The following is a 19,985-nucleotide window of genomic DNA, read 5'->3' as shown; positions in this document are numbered from 1 at the left end:
ATCAATTTTGCATGTATCATAAACAAGATATATTGCACAATATAGTTGTGTTTTCATTGTGTACGCTATTGCAGTTACACGTCCTTTTGATACACTCAAACCCCTTTTAATTTTTTAACGCACCGAGGCAAAGTGACATGAAAGTAGGTCTGGTCGGTTGGCGCGGGATGGTTGGTTCCGTCCTTATGCAACGTATGGTTGAAGAGAATGATTTTGCTCATTTTGAGCCATTCTATTTCTCTACCAGTAATGCAGGTGGTGAAGCCCCTGCTTTTGGTGGTAAAACTGCTCCAGCACTTATGGAAGCGACGGACATTACCAGTCTGAAGCAAATGGATGTCATTATTACCTGTCAAGGTGGTGATTATACCTCTGAAGTTTTCCCAAAGCTTAAAGCTGAAGGTTGGTCAGGCTACTGGATTGATGCAGCGTCTACTCTACGTATGGATGACGAGGCAATCATTGTCCTTGATCCTGTAAACCTAAATGTCATCAAAGATGGTTTGGTCAATGGGATCAAAACCTTTGTCGGTGGCAACTGTACGGTTTCATTGATGTTGATGGGTATGGGTTCACTATTCCAACACAACTTGGTGGAATGGATGACTGCGATGACCTATCAAGCAGCTTCTGGAGCTGGCGCACAAAACATGCGTGAATTGATTACAGGCATGGGCTATTTATATAACAATACTCAAGACTTGTTAGATGATCCTCGCTCTGCGATTTTAGATATTGACAGTAAGATTGCCGAATTACAACGTGGTGAAGGTTTCCCGAAAGCCAACTTTGGCGTACCTTTAGCTGGCTCTTTAATTCCTTATATTGACAAGCAACTTGAAAGTGGTCAGTCAAAAGAAGAATGGAAAGGTCAAGTTGAAACCAACAAAATCTTAGGCAATGCTCAAATTGTTCCGATTGATGGTCACTGCGTACGTATTGGTGCAATGCGTTGCCACTCTCAAGCATTGACTTTGAAATTGAAGAAAGATGTGCCGCTTGATGAAATCGAAGATATGATTCGTCAGTCTAACCAATGGGCAAAAGTTGTACCCAATACACGTGAAGCATCAATGAATGATCTTACGCCTGTAGCGGTTACAGGAACGCTCTCTGTGCCTGTAGGTCGTCTGCGCAAATTAAATATGGGTAAAGAATATTTAGGCGCATTTACTGTGGGTGACCAATTACTTTGGGGTGCAGCTGAACCTTTACGTCGGATGTTACGTATCTTAATTGACTATAAAAATGCTTAAAGTCACAAAAAAGCCTTAAACATTGAAAAAGCCGATCTATCTTGATCGGCTTTTTTATGTAACTATATTTGTGTAACTCTAATGTTAATAATTTACATATAGACTACAGCGAAATATTGTATCATTGGGATGCCTTGAAATTTGTCAGAGCAATGGATAGAGATGACTGTATATAACAAATTAAAAATTGCCATTTTAGCCATCATGACGTCGCAAACAATCAGTGCGATTACGATAGATCCGATTCAAGTTCAATCGGGGTCTGGGGATCTTCTGTACGCAGAAATGAAATTTAGCAATGCCAATCCAAATGAAAAAATAGAAGTGGGTTTGGCAGATGCAGACGATATACAACATATTGGAATTACCACACAGGCACCTGGACATTTAAATTTTTATACGCGTCGTTCTGGCGATGGGACTGGGGTTATCGTCATTACTTCTTCTCGCCCCATTGTTGAGTCTGAACTCAATATCTTACTCAAGATTAAAGAAGGCAGTGCTACACATATTCAACAAGTAAGAACACCTTTAACACGTGGACGCAATAACATTCCTGCACCTATGGTAAATGCCAATGCTAAAGAACAGCCACTTAAACCTCAAATTATTGTGAGTGAAAAAGACATTGCATTGAATTTGCCAACCAGCACTCAATACCAAGTTACAACACCACAAACGGTAACATCACCAACAATCAAAAAATCTAATGTAGTGCCGGATACTCAACAATCATTGGCAATCAGTGTTATTGCACCTCCCCCACTAAAAACTGAGCAAAAAACTGCGGTGACCAATAGCGTAAGTTCGCAAAACACCACCTCTGTAGCGGTCAATAAAGACGACACTCATTCTACTGTTGTTGCAAATCCGCAAGTGGTGATCCAACCCAAACCTATTGCACAACCTGAAAAATCATCCCAACAGACTCAAACAGCACACACCCCGGCACCAAAAGCTGAACCACAAAAAATAGAAAAAACTGCTGCTGAACATAAATCTGAAAAAGCCAATACGATCAAGCCTAAAACTGACACTCAAAAAGCGTCCCAACAAAATAAACCGACCGCCAATAATAGTTTAGACAAAGCACCAAGACATGTTGTTCGTGCCAACGAATCACTTTGGAAAATTGCATCTCGTATCGCAGCAGAAACACATCAAAGTGTTCCTGAAGTCATGCGTCAAATCAAAGAGAATAATGCAGATGCCTTTATTCAAGGGGACATCAATCGTATCCGTCGAGGTGTTGCATTGAATTTAGCTGCAAGTTATCAACAAGTTCCACAACCGAAATCTAAAGTTCCACCTAAGGCACCTCAGATTGCCAAAAAGCAATCTGGTTCTGCCAAATACCGTTTAGATCAGGCGGAGATGAGTTTGGTTGCAGATAACGAGCAATCTTCTGCACAAGGTTCTGCAAAACAAAATACACAGGTGAATCAGACAACTGCTGAATTATCTACAAAAGTTATGACATCTCGTGAAAAAACAGTTAAATTACAGAAGAATGTGACCCAACTTGCATCGGCTTTACAAGAAAAGAATCAGCGAATTCAATTATTAAATGCTCGGCTTGCTCAATTGCAACAGCAATTACAACAGCAAAATGTAAAGAAGCCAAATAGTTAGGATATATTAAGGAAATTGATTCATTGTGCTCAATGAAGGGGAAATAAAATGTTGTTGTATGTGATTCCATTTGTTTTACTGTTGGTGGTTGCCATCGTTTTAAAGAAACGTGAAGATGCCAATAAAGAAAATACCAATACGACGAGTAAAAAGACCAACAATAAAAAATCGTCAAAAAAGAATGTAGCACGTACTGCACGTACCTCGCAAAAACAACAACGCACAGCTGTTGTTGAAAACGAAGTTGTGGTGCAACAAGCAACAAAACCATTAAGCCCTGAATTAAAAAGTAGTATCGAAAAACTGATTGCTGCAAAAAACTATTTTTCAGCTGAAGCAAAAATCAATCAAGCACTCAATCAAGATAATGCTCAACATGAGCTCTATCTTTACCTCTTGGATGTGCATTTAGCACAAAAAGATGAATTTGCAGTGAATCAATTGATTAACCATATTCGCTCATTGGGTCTTGATGATATTGTTGCTCAGGCTGAAGAAAAGAAAAAAGCTACTCAAACTGAAAGCCCGATTGAGTCGATTGCTTTTGTTCCAACTACACCAGAGCCTGCTGTTCCAGAAGTCAAGAATACTGCTGCATTCGATGCTTTGATTGGCAATATAGAAACACCCCCAACACCATCTACTGCAACTTTAGAAACACCTACTCGCAATGATGTTGAGACACTTGACTTCACCCCATCAGTTGCTCAAGAAAAATCAGAAGAAAAGCCACAAGCACAAGCACTCGAATTTAATTTAGATTCATCCCCACAGACACAGACAGAGCCTCCTGTAGAGTTTTCTTTCGAAACAGTTAAACCAACAACTGAGACTGCAAAAGAAACCATAACGCCTTTAGAATTTAGTTTTACACCTAATGAGCCTATCGTTGCGCCAGTTGAAAAGCCTGTCGAAATTGAAATTGCACCTGAATTTAAACTAGATTTTGCTGAGCCTGTTGCAACTCCAGAAAAAGAACAGATGGCAGCGCCTCAAGCATTCGAATTTAAATTAACACCAACAGAAGCTGAAACACCTGTTGAAACACAGCCTGCTTTTGTTTTTGATCAAGAAATAAAATCAGAAAGTGTTGAACCTGAATCGGTAGCTTCTCAGTTGAATTTAGAAGTACCTAGCCAAGTTGAAGCAGTTACGCCTGTTGAAACAACTGATCCATTGCTAACTTCATTTCCTGAGCTTGCTCAAGTCAATGAAATTCAGCTTAATTTAGATCTTGCCCAGCAATATATTCATCTAGGTGCTTATGCTTCAGCACGTGCATTATTGTCACAGGATGAGTCTGTATATACGGCTGAGCAACGCCAACAATCACAAAATTTATTGAACCAAATCGCTTGATGAGGTTATTGTCTGTTGCAATTTGATAATACGAATTGTCAGACATCACTAAGCGATTTAAGATAAAGCAGTCATTCATGGCTGCTTTTTATTATGAACAAAAAAATTGCTTTAATTTACATGGGTGGAACTTTTGGGTGTATTGGTGAGCCTTTAGCTCCCATGCCTGAACATCAATTCATTCCACAGCTCAAACGGATTCTCCCACCTCAACTGAAAATTGAATGCTTTAAAGCGCCCAGTATTAAAGACAGTAGTGCATGTACTGCAATTGATTGGTTAATGCTGATTCAACAAATTCAAAGCTTACAACTACAAAATTTTGAACATTTTGTTGTGATTCATGGGACTGATACCCTCAGCTATGCTGCTGCAACTTTATCTCGTTTCCTCGCTGAATCATGTCATGTCATTCTTACAGGAAGCCAATATCCTTTACTCAACCTTCAAGGCGATGACACACGTGAGTTTACCGATGCGATTGATAATTTAAATACAGCACTCGATGCCATCACCAAGTTACCTGTAGGTGTTTATCTCACATTCTTCCATCAAGTGATTCATGCTCGTACTGCGTTAAAAACCCATAGTACTGCTTTGGACGCATTCAGAGGCTTAAAAGCGGAAGAACCTATTGATCATGACTCAACTGTTATTCAAATCCAGCTATCCCATATTGAAAAAGCCAAATCATTAAATATCGTGAATTGGATGATGGTACCCACTGAATTATTACAGTTTGAAAATAATCTCAACAGCCTCATTCAACAGCCTCCAGAATTTTTAGTGATTCAGGCTTATGGTGTTGGAAATTTAGCGGTTAATGAAATGATTATCCAAAGTTTTAAAAACTTACAAGCCAAAGGTTGCCAAATTATTTTATCAACTCAAGTCCCTCTAGGCGGTATGGATCAACGTTATGCGATTAGCCAATGGATTCAGGACTCAAAAATTTTAGTCAGTGATGCACTCAGTCAAGCAGATCTTTATGCCAAAATTCTAAAAATTTATTTACAATACCCAACTTCGCAACAATGGCATGACCATTGGTATGATCATCCTGAATAGAGGTATTTATGCAACGCTTTGCAATTGGTATTGAGTTTTGTGGCATTCGATATAAAGGTTGGCAAACTCAACAGCCTGGCGTACGTAGTATTCAGGAGACAATGGAAAAAGTACTAAGCACCATCGCGGATGAACCCATTATCTTACACGGTGCGGGTCGTACTGATGCAGGTGTCCATGCCACCAATATGGTTGCTCACTTTGATACCAATGCGATTCGTCCCATGCGTGGCTGGTTAATGGGATCTAATAGCCAATTACCCAAAGATATTTCTATCCAGTGGATCAAAGAGATGGATCGTGATTTCCATGCTCGTTTTAAGGCACAAGCACGTCGTTATCGCTATGTTGTCTATCAATCAGCGAATCGCCCTGCTTTATTACACAAGCAAGTTACCCATGCTTATTATCCACTTGATGTCGATAAGATGATTGCAGCCGCGCAAAAATTTGAAGGAACACATAATTTCGAAAGTTTCCGTGCTGCGGCATGTCAATCCAATCAACCTGTACGCCATGTTAAACACTGTCGTTTAATTCGTCATGGCAATTATTTGGTTCTGGATATTCAGGCTGATGGCTTCTTGCATCACATGGTTCGCAACATTATGGGCTGTCTACTTGAAATTGGTCAGGGCTTGTATGAAATTGATCACATTGACGAAATTTTTGCCGCACAAGACCGTAAAGCCGCTGGGATTACAGCCCCTCCTGACGGTCTATATTTCATTCATGCAGATTATCCAGAACAGTTTGAATTACCGCGACCACCTCTAGGACCACATTGGCTAAATATGCCCGAATAACTCTTTTCCAAATGAGATAAAAAATCCTTCACAATTGAAGGATTTTTTATCCAGAAAGCAGTTTAAAATTTCTCAATAATTAAAACGTTGCACTTAACGCTGTTTACGTTTTCTATATTCAACAGGTGTTTCATTGGTCCAACGTTTAAAGGCACGATAGAACGTACTTGGCTCAGAAAAACCTGTGAGATATACAATACGCTCAACACTTTCATTGGTATTCGCCAATAATTTTTTGGCTAAACGGCAACGGTAATCTGAAAGGATTTGCTGAAAACTGGTATTGGCTTCTGACAATTGGGTGCGTAACCGACGAGGGGTGATGCTCAGTTGAGCCGCCACTGTTTCCAAGGTTGTTTCACCGCTCTCCAAAGTTGAACCAATTGCTCGGCGAACTTCGCCAACCAAATCATAACGTGCCAATTCTTGAAGTTTTTCAATTGCCAACTGCTCATGTAGCTGTAACAGCTCTGGTTCAGCTTGCCACAATGGATAGTCTAAAATTGAAGGATCAAAATACAACCGTGTTTCTTTTTGCCCCAAACTTACAGGACAGCCATACACACGATAATACTCACCATCTGAAGCACCTTGAGAAAAGTTAAAATCGATGTAGATCGGTTCAAAGCGTCCTTCAGTAATGAATTTAAAGAAGCGTAAAATCCCCGAAATGGCACACTCAGAAAAATGACGGTTGACAATATTTTCGCCCCAGGGTTGTTCACCATTGGTTAAATAACAACGTCCATTGTCATCAACCACCAACTTCGCATGGAAAGCGTCACTGATCAGACGTTGATACGCAAGTGCTCGTTTGAGCCCTTCACCAAAGTTTTCACTTGAAATGAATAAATGCTCAATCACCTGCCCACGATAAAGGGGTAAATGTTCTCCGAGATGTAAACCAATATCTGGATCGTTACTGACTTCCTCGGCAGCCACCCAAAATGCAAATTGTGCATTTAATGGCGTTCGTGCATTTTGATCAACCTGACCCAATGCCACGCCTGCCTTTGATAATATTTCTTCTGTCGGCAATCCTGCACGACGGATCGCTTGATAGCCTAATCGTAAAACAACCGAAGCATCAGTTAGCTGGCTCACGCAGTGCCCTTCCTTGTATGTTATTCATTTATACTTAAAACCTTTGATTTAGATTACCGTCGATTGACCGAACTGACAATATTTATCCGCTTTTTTTTGTAGAAATTGTTTAACAATATGTTCGCCTATTTTCAAGTCATCTGCCACCTTCCCATGCCGAATAATCTTGTTTTTCTATAAAAAATTGCCTATAATTTGCGCCTTTCCAATTTGATCATCAGGTAGGCTATGGCCAATAAAGAGGAACTTATCGAGTTCGAAGGCGTTGTCACCGAAACGCTTCCTAATACTATGTTCCGTGTACGTTTAGAAAACGGTCACGAAGTGATTGCTCACATTTCTGGTAAAATGCGTAAACACTATATTCGTATTTTAACTGGCGATAATGTAAAAGTAGAAATGACACCTTATGACTTAACTAAGGGTCGTATTACTTATCGTGCACGCTAAGTTTTAGTGTAAGCAAAAGCCACTATTAGGTGGCTTTTTCAATATCTATACAATATACCATCTGGCTTACGATACATTGTTATTGTCTAGTTATTACGTTCCTGACGCTAAAATCTATTGTTAAATCTGTTTATTGATTGCCATACGTCACATGTCATCAATTTATAATTATCCGTAAAATTCTCATTTTTACACTGCCTCTAATTATTTGTGGTGTATTTTCAACATCTTCGTCACTTTTCCCTTAATCGCATTTCAAATTTAAGCTTAGGGGTTCAATCCAACTTCGCAATCTGTCTACAGACACTTGCTTGTAGATTGATTAAACTCATTGCATAGAGCGTTTCAAATCAAACTCTCACTTGATTGGGTGAAGCTGATGAAAAAATATTTATACATCTCTACATTTGTTTCGATCGCTTTCAGTATTGCAGGCTGTCAGAGTGTTGATACCCGACCTGCAAATTTAGATCAATATTTACAACAGTTTATTGGTAAATCCAGCGCTGAAATACAAGCCGAACTAAACTTTAAAGCTTTAGGTTATCAAGTCAGTGATCATATCCAAACCACCAATGACACATTAACATATACCATCCTTCGCCCTATCAATATCCCGATGACAGGAAGCAATGCAACGGTCGGCTCAAATGCAATGGGAATGCCTGTCATTCGCTATGACACGGCAAGCACACCGAGTTACGATGTTAACTTTAATTGCAAAGTCAGCTTTAAATTAAACAATGATATTGCCGAGTCCGTTGAATATATGGGGAGAGCCTGTTAAATGTATTTGATCACAACGCAATAAAAAACACAGCCTAGGCTGTGTTTTTGAAAGTGATCTAAAATCTAGACTTAAGCAATCGCTGTAACCACAGCTGTGCCCATCTCAGCAGTACCTACTTTGGTCATCCCTTCCGACATAATATCGCCTGTACGTAAACCTTGGTCCAACACTTGCCCTACAGCATCTTCAATTGCTTTTGCAGCCATTTCTTCACGGAAGGTATAGCGAAGCATCATTGCGACAGAAAGAATTGTTGCCAGCGGATTCGCCACGTTTTGACCAGAAATATCAGGTGCAGAACCATGACATGGTTCGTACATCCCTTTGCCATTTTCATCTAAAGATGCAGATGGAAGCATACCAATCGAACCTGTGAGCATCGCAGCTTCGTCTGAAAGAATATCACCAAACAAATTACCTGTAACAATCACATCAAATTGCTTTGGTGCACGTACCAATTGCATTGCTGCATTATCTACATACATGTGTGAAAGATTGATATTTGGATAGTGCTGTTCTTTCAATGCAGTGACGGTTTGTTTCCAAAGCTCAGTCACTTCAAGAACGTTGGCTTTATCCACCGAGCAGACTTTACCGCCGCGTAAATTCGCCATTTCAAAAGCAACTTTCGCAATACGCTTAATTTCAGACTCTGCATAGACGTCGGTGTTATAACCCTGCTTCTCACCATTTTCGAGCTCACGAATACCGCGCGGCTGACCAAAATAGATACCACCTGTGAGTTCACGAACGATCAGAATATCTAAGCCTGCGACAATTTCAGGCTTAAGGCTTGAAGCATCTGCCAACTGTGGATAAAGAATTGCCGGACGTAAGTTTGCGAATAGGTTTAATTCACTACGAATTTTTAATAAACCACGTTCAGGGCGGATCGAGCGCTCAATCGTGTCCCATTTTGGACCACCGACTGCACCGAGTAAAATTGCATCTGCTTTTTTTGCTTGTTCTGCTGTGACTGCTGGATAAGGTTCACCGTGAGCATCAATTGCAGCACCACCCAATAAACCATGTTCCCATGTTAAACCTAAATTAAATTTTTCATTGACACGTGTAAGTACTTTTTCAGCAGCGGCAACGATCTCTGGACCGATACCATCACCTGCCAAAATCAAAATTTGTTTAGACATTTGCAGTTCCATTTTTATTCAGCATCTATACTGATTTGAGATTAAATTTTTTGCTCAACAAATTCGCTCACCCCTGTCACTGCATTATGAGGACGACAGAAACGGCGAATTGTTCGAGTTTCTTGAAGCATATCGACACAGAGTGGTGTTGGTGAGGAAACATTCAATAAGCTTCCTGCACCCTGTGATCTTTGGCGATACATTTTAAATGTATATTTTTGATTTGCTTTAAAATCATGAATCACATGAAAAACTTCAGCATGATCTTTGGTAATTGGATAGAACCGAACCACCATTTCATATTGCTGCGGTGGAATCGTTAAATACACACCAATTTGATCTAAAGGCTTACCTGTTAGCTTTAGATAACCTTTATCAATGGCTTTACGATTCGCACGCTGTGTATTTTCCTGCATGATAATCAAATCATTTAATCGCGCAAATTCACAATGCTCTGCACCTGAGCAATAAACTGAAACTGTATTTTGGCTCATCTGATTTTTTTCAGCTTGTTTAATACGAACCAAATCAACCATTTGTGCTGATTGGCATGCACTCAAGATTAAACCTGTCAAACTGATTAAAACACCACGAACTAAAAACTTAGTCATCGCTCAACCCCAACCCTTGCATTACCGAGCCAACATTCATTTTGTTATGCTTTGCATGTTAGCAAGAGTTAGGCATTCACGCTACGAGTAAAATGTTCACTGAAAATCAACCTTGAATTTCAGCAAATACCCAAGGACGTGATTGCTTGGTTTTTTCTTCATAAGCACGAATTTCATCTGCTGCCTGTAAAGTCAAACCAATATCATCCAAACCATTCAATAAGCAGTGCTTGCGGAATGGATCTACTTCGAATTTGAATGCCTCACCACTTGGTGTACGGACTTCCTGTGCTTCTAAATCTATCGTGAGCTGATAGCCTTCAGTAGCAGCACATTCTTTAAATAATTGATCAACAATTTCTTCAGACAAAATTACTGGCAACATGCCATTTTTAAAACTGTTGTTGAAAAAGATATCTGCATAACTTGGTGCAATCACGGTACGGAAACCGAACTCTTCCAATGCCCAAGGTGCGTGCTCACGACTTGAACCACAGCCAAAGTTTGCACGAGAAATTAAAACCGATGCACCTTGATAACGCGGCTGGTTTAAAACAAAATCTGGATTCTTAGGACGCTTAGCATTATCCTGCCCAGGATAACCCTCATCCAAATAACGCAATTCATCAAATAAATTGTCACCAAAACCCGTACGTTTAATCGATTTTAAAAACTGTTTTGGAATAATTAAATCTGTATCAACATTGGCACGGTCTAATGGTGCAACAATACCTTGTTCAACGGTATAAGTTTTCATAGTTTGCTCCTTACCCCAGCTTAGAATGAACGAACATCGACAAAGTGACCTGCAATCGCCGCAGCTGCTGCCATTGCTGGACTCACCAGATGAGTACGACCACCATTCCCTTGACGACCTTCAAAGTTACGGTTTGAAGTTGATGCACAGTGTTCGCCAGGCTGTAACTTATCCGCATTCATCGCTAAACACATCGAGCAACCCGGCTCACGCCATTCAAATCCAGCTTCGATCAAGATTTTATCTAAACCTTCAGCTTCTGCTTGTTGTTTCACTAAACCAGAACCCGGTACAACCATCGCTTGCTTAATACTTGAAGCCACTTTTTTACCTTTGGCTACAGCAGCAGCTGCACGAATATCCTCTATACGAGAGTTGGTACAAGAACCAATGAAAACACGGTCCAATTGAATATCTGCCAACGCCTGACCAGCATTTAAACCCATATATTGATAAGCACGAGTCCAGTCATTACGTTGCACGTCATCTTTGGCTTGTTCTAAAGTTGGAACCGCTTGAGAGACTGGAATGACCATTTCTGGAGACGTTCCCCAAGACACTTGTGGTTCAATTTCTTCACCATTTAAAACCACAACTGTATCAAAGTGCGCGTCATCATCAGAATGCAAAGTATTCCAATAAGCTACAGCAGCATCCCATTGCTCACCTTGTGGTGCATAAGGACGACCTTTTACATACTCAATCGTTTTTTCATCAACAGCTACCATACCGACACGCGCACCGCCTTCGATAGCCATATTGCACACCGTCATACGACCTTCAATCGACATATCACGGAAGACTTGACCACCAAATTCAATCGCATGACCTGTACCGCCAGCAGTCCCAATTTTACCAATAATGGCTAACACCACATCTTTAGGCGTCACACCTTGACCCAATGTACCATCGACACGAACCAGCATATTCTTCATTTTCTTTTGAACTAAGCATTGTGTTGCCAATACATGTTCTACTTCTGAAGTTCCGATTCCATGTGCCAAACAACCAAATGCACCATGTGTGGCTGTATGTGAATCACCACATACCACCGTCATTCCTGGTAAAGTCAAACCTTGCTCTGGACCAACCACATGTGCAATCCCTTGACGAATATCATTAATGTCAAATTGCACCACATTAAATGTTTTACAGTTATCATCTAAAGTTTGAACTTGGATACGTGAAGTATCATCTTCAATTCCAGCAATTCCTTCAGAACGTTCTTTGGTTGAAGTGGGTACGTTATGGTCAGGAGTCGCGACATTGGCACTCAAACGCCATGGTTTACGCCCAGCAAGCTGCAGACCTTCAAATGCCTGAGGAGAGGTTACTTCATGCAATAGATGACGATCGATATAAAGTAATGCAGAGCCATCATCTCGTTGTTTTACTAGATGGTCATCCCATAATTTATCATATAAGGTTTTTGCTTTTTGGTTTTCGCCTGCCATGTCGATGTGCTCCACTGGACTGGGTAATTCTTTCATTAATGTCGATTATAACCACGTTTTTACATAAATCTAATTTATCATTTTTATCAGTTTAAAAACTTTTTGGAATCCATTAAAACTATTTCCATATCATTCTTTGCCAGATAAATGACTTGAAATCATGCTCTATTTTCAGCTCAAAAAATCATATTTTCAAATAATAGGCATGATCAAAATTCAAAGATTCATTGTAGATAAGCTTAAATGAAGTTAAAAGTTTAATCCTCATCAACCCTAGCTCTCCAATGAAATCAGTTTGCTAGATCACCGATTACACCATGACCTAACTTTCACTTTTCCCAGAACTTTTAAATAGAATGATAAAAGTGAGCATCGATTTATTTCACCTTAATCTAGGCGGTTAACAACCTCTTTTCAATTATTCTTTATTGTTTATTTAGAAATCCAATCAGCATGAGTCAAAAAAACCTTTTTACATTACAATTGATAATGATTATTATTTAAATAATGAATCAATAAGTGGTGAACCTGATGGCGAATATTCAAAACTTTTTACAAAACAATCAACGCGTTTTCAAGAAAACATTAAGCTACTACATCATGCACATTACTGTCGCAATGTTGGTTGCTTATGTGGTGACAGGTAACTTTTGGATGGCTGTGACATTAAGTCTACTCGAACCTACAGTTCAAGCCTTTGCATTCTTTTTCCATGAAAAAGTCTGGAATAAAAGAGATCAAAAAATTGCTCAAAGAACAGAAGTGAAAGCTTAGATAAATTGACTGTAGCGGGAGGTGTTAATCACCACCACCTCCACAGCTACTACAACTACTACAAGAAGATGAAGAGTCTGAACTATGACTATGAGAGTGTCCAGAATCATGTGAAGAACTCGAACCAGAACAGGAACTTGAAGAACATGACGAGGTTGAAGATGAACAAGAGGATGTCGTGGCTGTAGAAGAAGCGTCTGATGTGGAGCTCATCATTTGACTATACATTCCAAGCATGAACGGCAAACTAAAAATCAGTCCTTTTTCCCAACGAATATGACCATCGACTTGAAACAATCTCGGTAAAACTTGAGTATTTTCTGGATTTAAACCATGTAAATGGCATGTACTTTGCCATGTATTGAGCAATTGTTTTTTTTGAGAGGCTCTTTGTGCTTCTGTCGGTAGTGGATCATGGGGTTGATGAATTAATTCATAACCTAAGAAGTTTAGGCACATCGTTCGATAAAATGTATCAAACTCTTCAATTAATACATGCCATAAGGCATCTACAGAATGAGAAGGCATAGCATACGCATCTTTACGCAAAAGATGAATCGCTAAATAATCTTTAAAACCCTCTTCAATATAAGGATATGATGATGTCGCAATATTGGGATGTCGCTGTTTAAATACCCGCCAAACTTCAGCAGGAATTTTAAAATCATTCCATGCGCGGATTTTTCGTAGTCTGTGTATGCGTGCTCTCAACCAAAATATACCGATGATGCCGACAAGAATGGCAAGAAAATAAATTTGGAATAAATATAACAATACTAAACTGATTCCCCCGAGAATCAGCATAATCACAAGAAATCTTCCCCAAGATATTGGCAATGTGTCACGAGCGCGTTGTTGAAAGTCATGAATGGTGCTTCGAGTAGGTTGAGTCAAATAATATTTCCTTGATTATTTTTATTGTCACACTATAAATCAGTCAACTTAGCTGTGTACAGTTTAAACCTGTATGAAAGTTTTATCATTGTAACCAAGCACAGATCACAATAGCCAAAATCGAAAAAAAGTGAAAATTACTTTGATTAATTCTTAAAACTTCTCAATAATGAAATACGCATAAAAATTCTTTATGGATGGAAAGATCATGAATCTCGCTGCTTTTGAAGCTTTTGTCAAAGTTATGGAAACTGGTTCTATTTCGATGGCAGCAGAACATCTATTTATTACCCAACCTGCTGTGACCAAACGGATACACAGTCTAGAAGAATATTTTGGTGTCAAACTATTTGAATCCGCAGGACGTGGTGTTCAAGCAACACATGCAGCACATTCACTATTGCCCAAAGTAAAAAACTGGCTCAATGAATTAGGGGATATTCACCATACCCTCAGCCATGAGCAAGGTGAAGTAAGAGGAAAACTCAAAATTGGAACCAGTCACCACATTGGTTTACATCATTTACCACAGCACTTAAAAAAATATGTACAACTTTTTCCAGAAGTTAAACTGGATGTACATTTTGTCGACTCTGAACAAGCGCATGAACAAGTGCTGGCAGGCGACTTGGAACTTGCTTTTTTAACCCTTCCCCCTCAAGGAGATGAACGTTTAAGTTACATCACCATCTGGAATGATCCTTTGGTTTTTGTTGTGGCTCCTTTTCATCCTTTGGCGCAAAAAAGAAATCTTAAACTTGAAGATTTAATTGAGTACCCAAGTTTATTGCCAGCTGCACAGACGTATACCAGTCAGATCACCTTAGCTGAGTTTGAAAAGAAAGGCTTAAAACCTAAAACCACCATGAGTAACAACCCTTTAGAATCTATTCGCATGCTGGTTTCAATCGGTTTAGGTTGGTCTGTTTTACCCAAAACCTTGCTCAATCAAGATTTACAACAGTTGGATCTTCATTTCGAGATGAACCGTCAATTGGGAATGGTTTGGCATCCTGCACGTACTCAATCCAGAGCTGTTCAGGAATTAATTGAAATGATGAAATAAAAAAAAATAAAGCGCTGATTATTTGAATAATGAGCGCTTTATTTAGGTTGAGAATATCCACAGCCTTATTTGACTGAATCTTCATGCAAAGACTCATTTAATTGGTCAACAATGGTTGCCCACTCCCCATCAGAACTCAATTTTTCATCTAAAAACTGACGTTGTGCATCGGTCCAAAACTCAGCTTTAGTCAAAAATGTGTCGGCATCTAACTGATGATTTTCAATAAAATTTTGAATTGCTTGTTCGCTAGAGTCTAAACCAAGTTGTTCAAATAAATTGGTCATTCTTGGACGTGTCTGGCTCATTATTTAATCTCCATCAGTTTTAAAAGTTCTCAGCTCAACATAGCATTTTTACACTGAAAATGAAGCACAAAATATTCATTTATAAAAATATTTACAATTGATGAACAGATCAAATTTAGCAACCCATTCAGCATTTTCTATTCAGTGATTTGAACAGGATTGGACCGAATACATTGCTTGAATAACGCTGCAAATCAATCATAAATCTAGTTCAAAAGTTACCTTTTTATCACAAATCATGCTGTATTTTTTTATTGTTGCTGGGTTTTAAATGACAGACTCTGCTGCTGTATTTTTACTAGATTTTTATAAAAAAACAGCACCGAAGTGCTGCTGATAACGAACAAGCTGGATTAGATCGACCAATCCTGAATATCCCAACCTTGTGCTTTGGCTAACACTTCTAAACGATCATCTGGGTTTACCGCAATCGCATGATCTGCATACTCCAATAAAAAGCGATCATTGATCGAATCTGAATATGCCCAGGATTCAGTCACATCACGTCTCTCAAGCCATTGATCCAAACGTGCTAATTTGCCCTTTTGATAACATGGGATATTGGTGACTTTGCCCGTGTATTGTCCATTTTTAACTTCTGCATTGGTTGCGATAATTTCAGTAATTCCAAATTCACGAAAAATAGGCGCAGTGATAAAATCAGAAGTTGCTGTAATCCCTACTAAAGCATGCCCTAAATCTTTGTGTTTTTGAATCGCAGCAAAGCCTTTCGGGCGCATTTGTGCGCGAATGACTTTTTTCATAAACAACTGATGTAATTCAGTTAAATAGTCATTATCATGTTGAGTCAAAAACTCAAAAACAAACTCATTATAAGCAATCGGGTCAAGTTGCCCTGCTTTATAATCTTCATAAAACTGATCATTCATCGCACGATGGCGAACTGGATCGACCAAGCCTTCATTGACCAAAAACTCTCCCCAAGAGTGGTCCGAATCTGTATTTAATAAGGTGTGATCTAAGTCAAACAGCGCCAATTTCATGAAAATACTCGTTTAAACTGAAATTTAAGAAAAAAATTGTAAATCTATCACCGCTAGTCGATAGAAATTCGTTAAGATCATAGCAATTTTACAACATTATTACTTTGACTTTATCGAGTTGGACAAAAGAGTGTCAGTCCCCATATATAAAGTCAGATGAAATTAACAAATTTTAGGTAGCCAAATGATCGACTCAGAAGGTTTCCGACCCAACGTCGGGATCATTTTGGCAAATGATATTGGACAAGTTTTATGGGCAAAGCGCATTGGGCACAATGCATGGCAATTTCCTCAAGGAGGTATCCAATTTGGAGAAACTCCTGAGCAAGCTCTTTTTAGAGAACTACGTGAAGAAGTTGGGCTCTTACCCGAGCACGTCCAAATAATTGCCCAGACAGATGACTGGTTGCATTATCGTTTGCCACTTCGATACATTCGTTCGGACTCCGATCCGATTTGTATTGGACAAAAGCAAAAATGGTTTTTACTCAAACTCACAGCTTCAACGAAACATATTCAGTTGAATCTCTCTGATCCGCCCGAGTTTGATCAATGGCAATGGGTCAGTTATTGGTATCCACTTGGTCAAGTGGTTAATTTTAAACGAGATGTTTATCGTAAAGCGATGATGGAGTTATGTATGCAAATGCCACACTACACCCCTGAAATTTCTTCAAAAATATGAATGATTTTTCAAAGTAGTGCTGTTATAAATAATACTGATGAAAACGCTTTAAAACATAGCTTAGATTAGGAGCATACACCTATGTCGAACATGCAACTGGACACCTTAAGACGCATTGTACAAGAGATCAATGCATCGGTCAGTTTGCATGAATCTTTAGAAATCATGGTCAATCAAGTTTCTGAAGCAATGCATGTAGATGTATGCTCGATTTATCTGTTAGATGAACGTAATCAACGCTATGTACTCATGGCAACCAAAGGTTTAAATCAGGAGTCTGTTGGCAATGTTTCCCTACAATTAGGTGAAGGTCTCGTTGGCTTAGTCGGTCAACGTGAAGAAATTGTCAATTTAGACAATGCATTTAAGCATGAACGGTTCGCCTATTTCCCTGAAACGGGAGAAGAAATTTATAATTCGTTCCTTGGCGTACCTGTCATGTATCGCCGCAAAGTAATGGGCGTAATGGTGGTTCAAAATACTGAACCTCAAGACTTTAGTGAAGCAGCGGAATCTTTTTTAGTGACTTTGTGTGCGCAGCTATCAGGCGTTATTGCACATGCTCATGCTGTTGGAAATATTGACGTATTCCGCAAGCCAAGTAACTCCTCTAATTATAAAACGTTCCAAGGTTCATCGGGTGCAGGAGGAATTGCTCTAGGTCGTGCCATTATTCTTTATCCTCCCGCGGACCTTGCGGCTGTTCCAGATCGTGATGCCGATGACATTAGTGAAGAACTCAAGCTTTTAGATCATGCGATTGCTTCTGTACGTGAAGAAATTCAATCACTTGATGACAAAATGCAAGACTCACTTATGGCTGAAGAACGAGCGTTGTTTAGTGTGTTTTTACGCATGCTAGATGAAAATGCTTTGCCTACTGAAATCAAAGAAATTATTCGAGATGGCAGTTGGGCGCAAGGTGCTGTAAAGCATGTGATTGACCGTCACGTTGCTCTCTTTGCTCAAATGGAAGATGATTATTTACGAGAACGTGTTTCTGATCTCAAAGATTTAGGACGGCGAATTTTAGCAGCCTTACAAGAAGGTGATACCAGTCATAAGGAAATCACCTCTGAAAGTATTCTGATCGGAGATGAGATTAGCACTGCTGCATTAGTTGAGCTTCCTGTCGATAAGATTGCAGCAATCGTCACCTCTGAAGGTGCAGCTAACTCACATATGGTGATTGTCGCCCGTGCACTCGGTATTCCAACTGTAGTGGGTGTCACTGAATTGCCCGTCAATACCCTTGATGATGTTGAAATGATCGTGGATGCATATCAAGGACGTGTTTTTGTTAACCCACCACGCCGTCTACGTACACGATATAAAGAAATTCAAAAAGAAGAAGAACAAATTGCCAAAGATTTAAAGCAATACGAAACCAAAGATGCCATCACGCCTGATGGCGTTGCTGTAAAGCTTTATGTCAATACAGGCTTGATGATTGATGTAGTTCGTGGTGTTCAACGTGGCGCCAAAGGTGTAGGACTCTATCGTTCTGAAATTCCGTTTATGTTACGCGAGCGCTTTCCTGGCGAAGAAGAACAACGTGCTATTTATCGTCAACAGTTGAGCCATTTTGCCAATAAACCTGTGGTGATGCGCACCTTAGATATTGGCGCTGACAAAGACTTACCTTACTTCCAAATTGAAGAAGAAAACTCAGCTTTGGGTTGGCGAGGCATTCGTTTTACCCTTGACCACCCTGAAATTTTTTCTTCGCAAATTCGTGCCATGCTTAAAGCCAGCATTGGCTTGAATAATCTTCATATTTTACTGCCGATGGTAACCAGTGTCAGTGAAGTTGAAGAAGCCCTCTATTTACTAGAGCGAGACTGGATTGCAGTTCAAGAAGAAGAACAGGTTAAAATTACCAAACCTAAAATTGGTATCATGGTTGAAGTACCAAGTGTGCTTTTACAAATTGGTGAATTTGCGGAATTGGTTGATTTCTTCTCGGTGGGTTCAAACGATTTAATCCAATATCTGCTGGCTGTCGATCGTAATAACCCACGTGTTTCAAGTGTTTACTCACACTTTCACCCGTCCATCTTGCGTGCTTTAACACGTTTGGTTCAAGAGTGTCATAAATACGATAAACCAATCAGTATCTGTGGAGAAATGGCGGGAGATCCATTGTCTGCAATTCTGCTGATGGCAATGGGTTTCAATACTTTATCGATGAGTTCAAGCAATATCTTACGTGTGCGTAAGGCGATTTGTCACGTTTCAATGAGTGATGCAGAAAAGCTACTTGAAGAAGTTGTGGCAATGAATAACCCATTGATGGTGAAAAGCTGGATGGAGTATTACTTTAAACATCATGGTCTAGCTGACATGGTAAAATCAAATCGTTTAGTGAATATTTAATTCTTATTTTTCTTAAGATTAAGCAAAAATCGTAGTCCACAAAAAAGGTCGATAATCATCAGAATATCGACCTTTTTTGTGTTTATCATAACCGCGTTTTGCATTCTTTTTACGATCTACAAACACTTGGCTCTTGTTGACTTCGTGCATGTGTTTTGCCACAAAGTTGTGAATCACAACCTCAGGCATGACTTTTTTCTTTGCCATTTTATTTACCTATTTTATGATTTACCACCTCATGAGTGGGACTGTGATATTACGCTTTTTTGTGCAGAATACAAGTATTTAAATTAATCAGCTTTGTCACTATTTAATGCCTAATCCTTGTATATATTATATTGAGACAATCTTTTAGATTGATCTTAAATTGATTATATTCACCAGCCGATATCTTTTGAATTCAATTAAAGTTTTACAAATCAAATTAAAAATCACGTATAAAT

20 protein-coding genes are annotated in these 19,985 nt (G+C 39.3%); 11 read left to right on the top strand and 9 right to left on the bottom strand.

The genetic code is table 11. From position 1 onward, the window contains the following. The first annotated feature begins 137 nt into the window (after positions 1-137). From asd to truA, 5 genes are all read left to right on the top strand, one after another. Positions 138-1,256 carry an aspartate-semialdehyde dehydrogenase gene (asd, locus tag F938_RS23065; protein WP_005035594.1) on the top strand — a complete coding sequence of 373 codons (1,119 nt, stop codon included), beginning with the start codon at positions 138-140 and terminating at the stop codon, positions 1,254-1,256. 162 nt (positions 1,257-1,418) lie between these two features. Then, complete coding sequence (locus F938_RS23060; protein WP_005035592.1) at positions 1,419-2,888, top strand: type IV pilus assembly protein FimV; 1,470 nt, start codon at positions 1,419-1,421, stop codon at positions 2,886-2,888. Positions 2,889-2,936: 48 nt separating this feature from the next. Continuing rightward, on the top strand, positions 2,937-4,247 hold the full coding sequence (locus F938_RS23055; protein WP_005035590.1) for a hypothetical protein: 1,311 nt from the start codon (positions 2,937-2,939) through the stop codon (positions 4,245-4,247). A gap of 93 nt (positions 4,248-4,340) precedes the next feature. Beyond that, a complete protein-coding gene (locus F938_RS23050; protein WP_005035588.1) occupies positions 4,341-5,315 on the top strand; it encodes an asparaginase domain-containing protein in 975 nt (324 codons plus the stop codon). Positions 5,316-5,323: 8 nt separating this feature from the next. Further along, a complete protein-coding gene (gene truA / locus F938_RS23045) occupies positions 5,324-6,121 on the top strand; it encodes a tRNA pseudouridine(38-40) synthase TruA (protein ID WP_004826595.1) in 798 nt (265 codons plus the stop codon). Between the two features lie 93 nt (positions 6,122-6,214). On the opposite strand, the gene F938_RS23040 is transcribed toward truA, so the two are convergent. Beyond that, positions 6,215-7,225, bottom strand: a complete 1,011-nt coding sequence (locus tag F938_RS23040) for an AraC family transcriptional regulator (protein ID WP_004826594.1) — start codon at positions 7,223-7,225, stop codon at positions 6,215-6,217. Between the two features lie 228 nt (positions 7,226-7,453). Between F938_RS23040 and infA the strand changes: the two genes are divergently transcribed. Both infA and F938_RS23030 read left to right on the top strand, forming a co-directional pair. Further along, the gene (gene infA / locus F938_RS23035) at positions 7,454-7,675 is read left to right on the top strand and encodes a translation initiation factor IF-1 (RefSeq protein WP_004718087.1); all 222 of its coding nucleotides are present in this window, start codon (positions 7,454-7,456) and stop codon (positions 7,673-7,675) included. A 379-nt stretch (positions 7,676-8,054) separates the two neighbouring features. After that, entirely contained in the window at positions 8,055-8,462 is a 408-nt protein-coding gene (locus tag F938_RS23030) for a hypothetical protein (RefSeq protein WP_005035585.1), read from the top strand. A gap of 71 nt (positions 8,463-8,533) precedes the next feature. Here the strand turns inward: F938_RS23030 and leuB are convergent, their stop codons facing one another. The 4 genes from leuB to leuC all read right to left on the bottom strand — a co-directional run bounded on the left by leuB (position 8,534) and on the right by leuC (position 12,435). Then, positions 8,534-9,613, bottom strand: coding sequence for a 3-isopropylmalate dehydrogenase (gene leuB, locus F938_RS23025; protein WP_005035582.1), 1,080 nt, complete (start codon positions 9,611-9,613; stop codon positions 8,534-8,536). Between the two features lie 41 nt (positions 9,614-9,654). Beyond that, positions 9,655-10,224, bottom strand: a complete 570-nt coding sequence (locus F938_RS23020) for a hypothetical protein (RefSeq protein WP_004826588.1) — start codon at positions 10,222-10,224, stop codon at positions 9,655-9,657. Positions 10,225-10,330: 106 nt separating this feature from the next. Continuing rightward, positions 10,331-10,981, bottom strand: a complete 651-nt coding sequence (gene leuD / locus F938_RS23015; RefSeq protein WP_005035580.1) for a 3-isopropylmalate dehydratase small subunit — start codon at positions 10,979-10,981, stop codon at positions 10,331-10,333. Between the two features lie 20 nt (positions 10,982-11,001). Then, positions 11,002-12,435: a 3-isopropylmalate dehydratase large subunit gene (gene leuC / locus F938_RS23010; RefSeq protein WP_004826584.1), complete on the bottom strand. Its 1,434-nt coding sequence runs from the start codon at positions 12,433-12,435 to the stop codon at positions 11,002-11,004. A gap of 531 nt (positions 12,436-12,966) precedes the next feature. Between leuC and F938_RS23005 the strand changes: the two genes are divergently transcribed. Then, complete coding sequence (locus F938_RS23005) at positions 12,967-13,209, top strand: DUF2061 domain-containing protein (RefSeq protein ID WP_004826583.1); 243 nt, start codon at positions 12,967-12,969, stop codon at positions 13,207-13,209. A 24-nt stretch (positions 13,210-13,233) separates the two neighbouring features. Here F938_RS23005 and F938_RS23000 read toward each other — a convergent pair whose 3' ends face one another. Further along, complete coding sequence (locus tag F938_RS23000; protein WP_005035577.1) at positions 13,234-14,103, bottom strand: glycine-rich domain-containing protein; 870 nt, start codon at positions 14,101-14,103, stop codon at positions 13,234-13,236. 208 nt (positions 14,104-14,311) lie between these two features. Between F938_RS23000 and F938_RS22995 the strand changes: the two genes are divergently transcribed. After that, positions 14,312-15,169: a LysR family transcriptional regulator gene (locus F938_RS22995; protein WP_005035575.1), complete on the top strand. Its 858-nt coding sequence runs from the start codon at positions 14,312-14,314 to the stop codon at positions 15,167-15,169. A 65-nt stretch (positions 15,170-15,234) separates the two neighbouring features. Here F938_RS22995 and F938_RS22990 read toward each other — a convergent pair whose 3' ends face one another. Both F938_RS22990 and F938_RS22985 read right to left on the bottom strand, forming a co-directional pair. Further along, complete coding sequence (locus F938_RS22990) at positions 15,235-15,477, bottom strand: DUF2789 family protein (RefSeq protein WP_005035573.1); 243 nt, start codon at positions 15,475-15,477, stop codon at positions 15,235-15,237. Positions 15,478-15,830: 353 nt separating this feature from the next. Further along, positions 15,831-16,481, bottom strand: coding sequence for an HAD family hydrolase (locus tag F938_RS22985; protein ID WP_005035571.1), 651 nt, complete (start codon positions 16,479-16,481; stop codon positions 15,831-15,833). A gap of 184 nt (positions 16,482-16,665) precedes the next feature. Between F938_RS22985 and F938_RS22980 the strand changes: the two genes are divergently transcribed. Both F938_RS22980 and ptsP read left to right on the top strand, forming a co-directional pair. After that, a complete protein-coding gene (locus F938_RS22980; RefSeq protein WP_005035569.1) occupies positions 16,666-17,166 on the top strand; it encodes an RNA pyrophosphohydrolase in 501 nt (166 codons plus the stop codon). A gap of 81 nt (positions 17,167-17,247) precedes the next feature. Next, complete coding sequence (gene ptsP, locus F938_RS22975) at positions 17,248-19,542, top strand: phosphoenolpyruvate--protein phosphotransferase (RefSeq protein WP_004826571.1); 2,295 nt, start codon at positions 17,248-17,250, stop codon at positions 19,540-19,542. An 18-nt stretch (positions 19,543-19,560) separates the two neighbouring features. Here the strand turns inward: ptsP and F938_RS22970 are convergent, their stop codons facing one another. Then, on the bottom strand, positions 19,561-19,749 hold the full coding sequence (locus F938_RS22970; RefSeq protein WP_004826569.1) for a DUF7230 family protein: 189 nt from the start codon (positions 19,747-19,749) through the stop codon (positions 19,561-19,563). Positions 19,750-19,985: the final 236 nt, after the last annotated feature.

This window comes from Acinetobacter bereziniae LMG 1003 = CIP 70.12 (assembly GCF_000368925.1).
Taxonomy (GTDB): Bacteria; Pseudomonadota; Gammaproteobacteria; order Pseudomonadales; family Moraxellaceae; genus Acinetobacter; species Acinetobacter bereziniae.
Note: the sequence above shows the minus strand (reverse complement) of the source record. Positions and strands in the feature narration are given on the sequence as shown.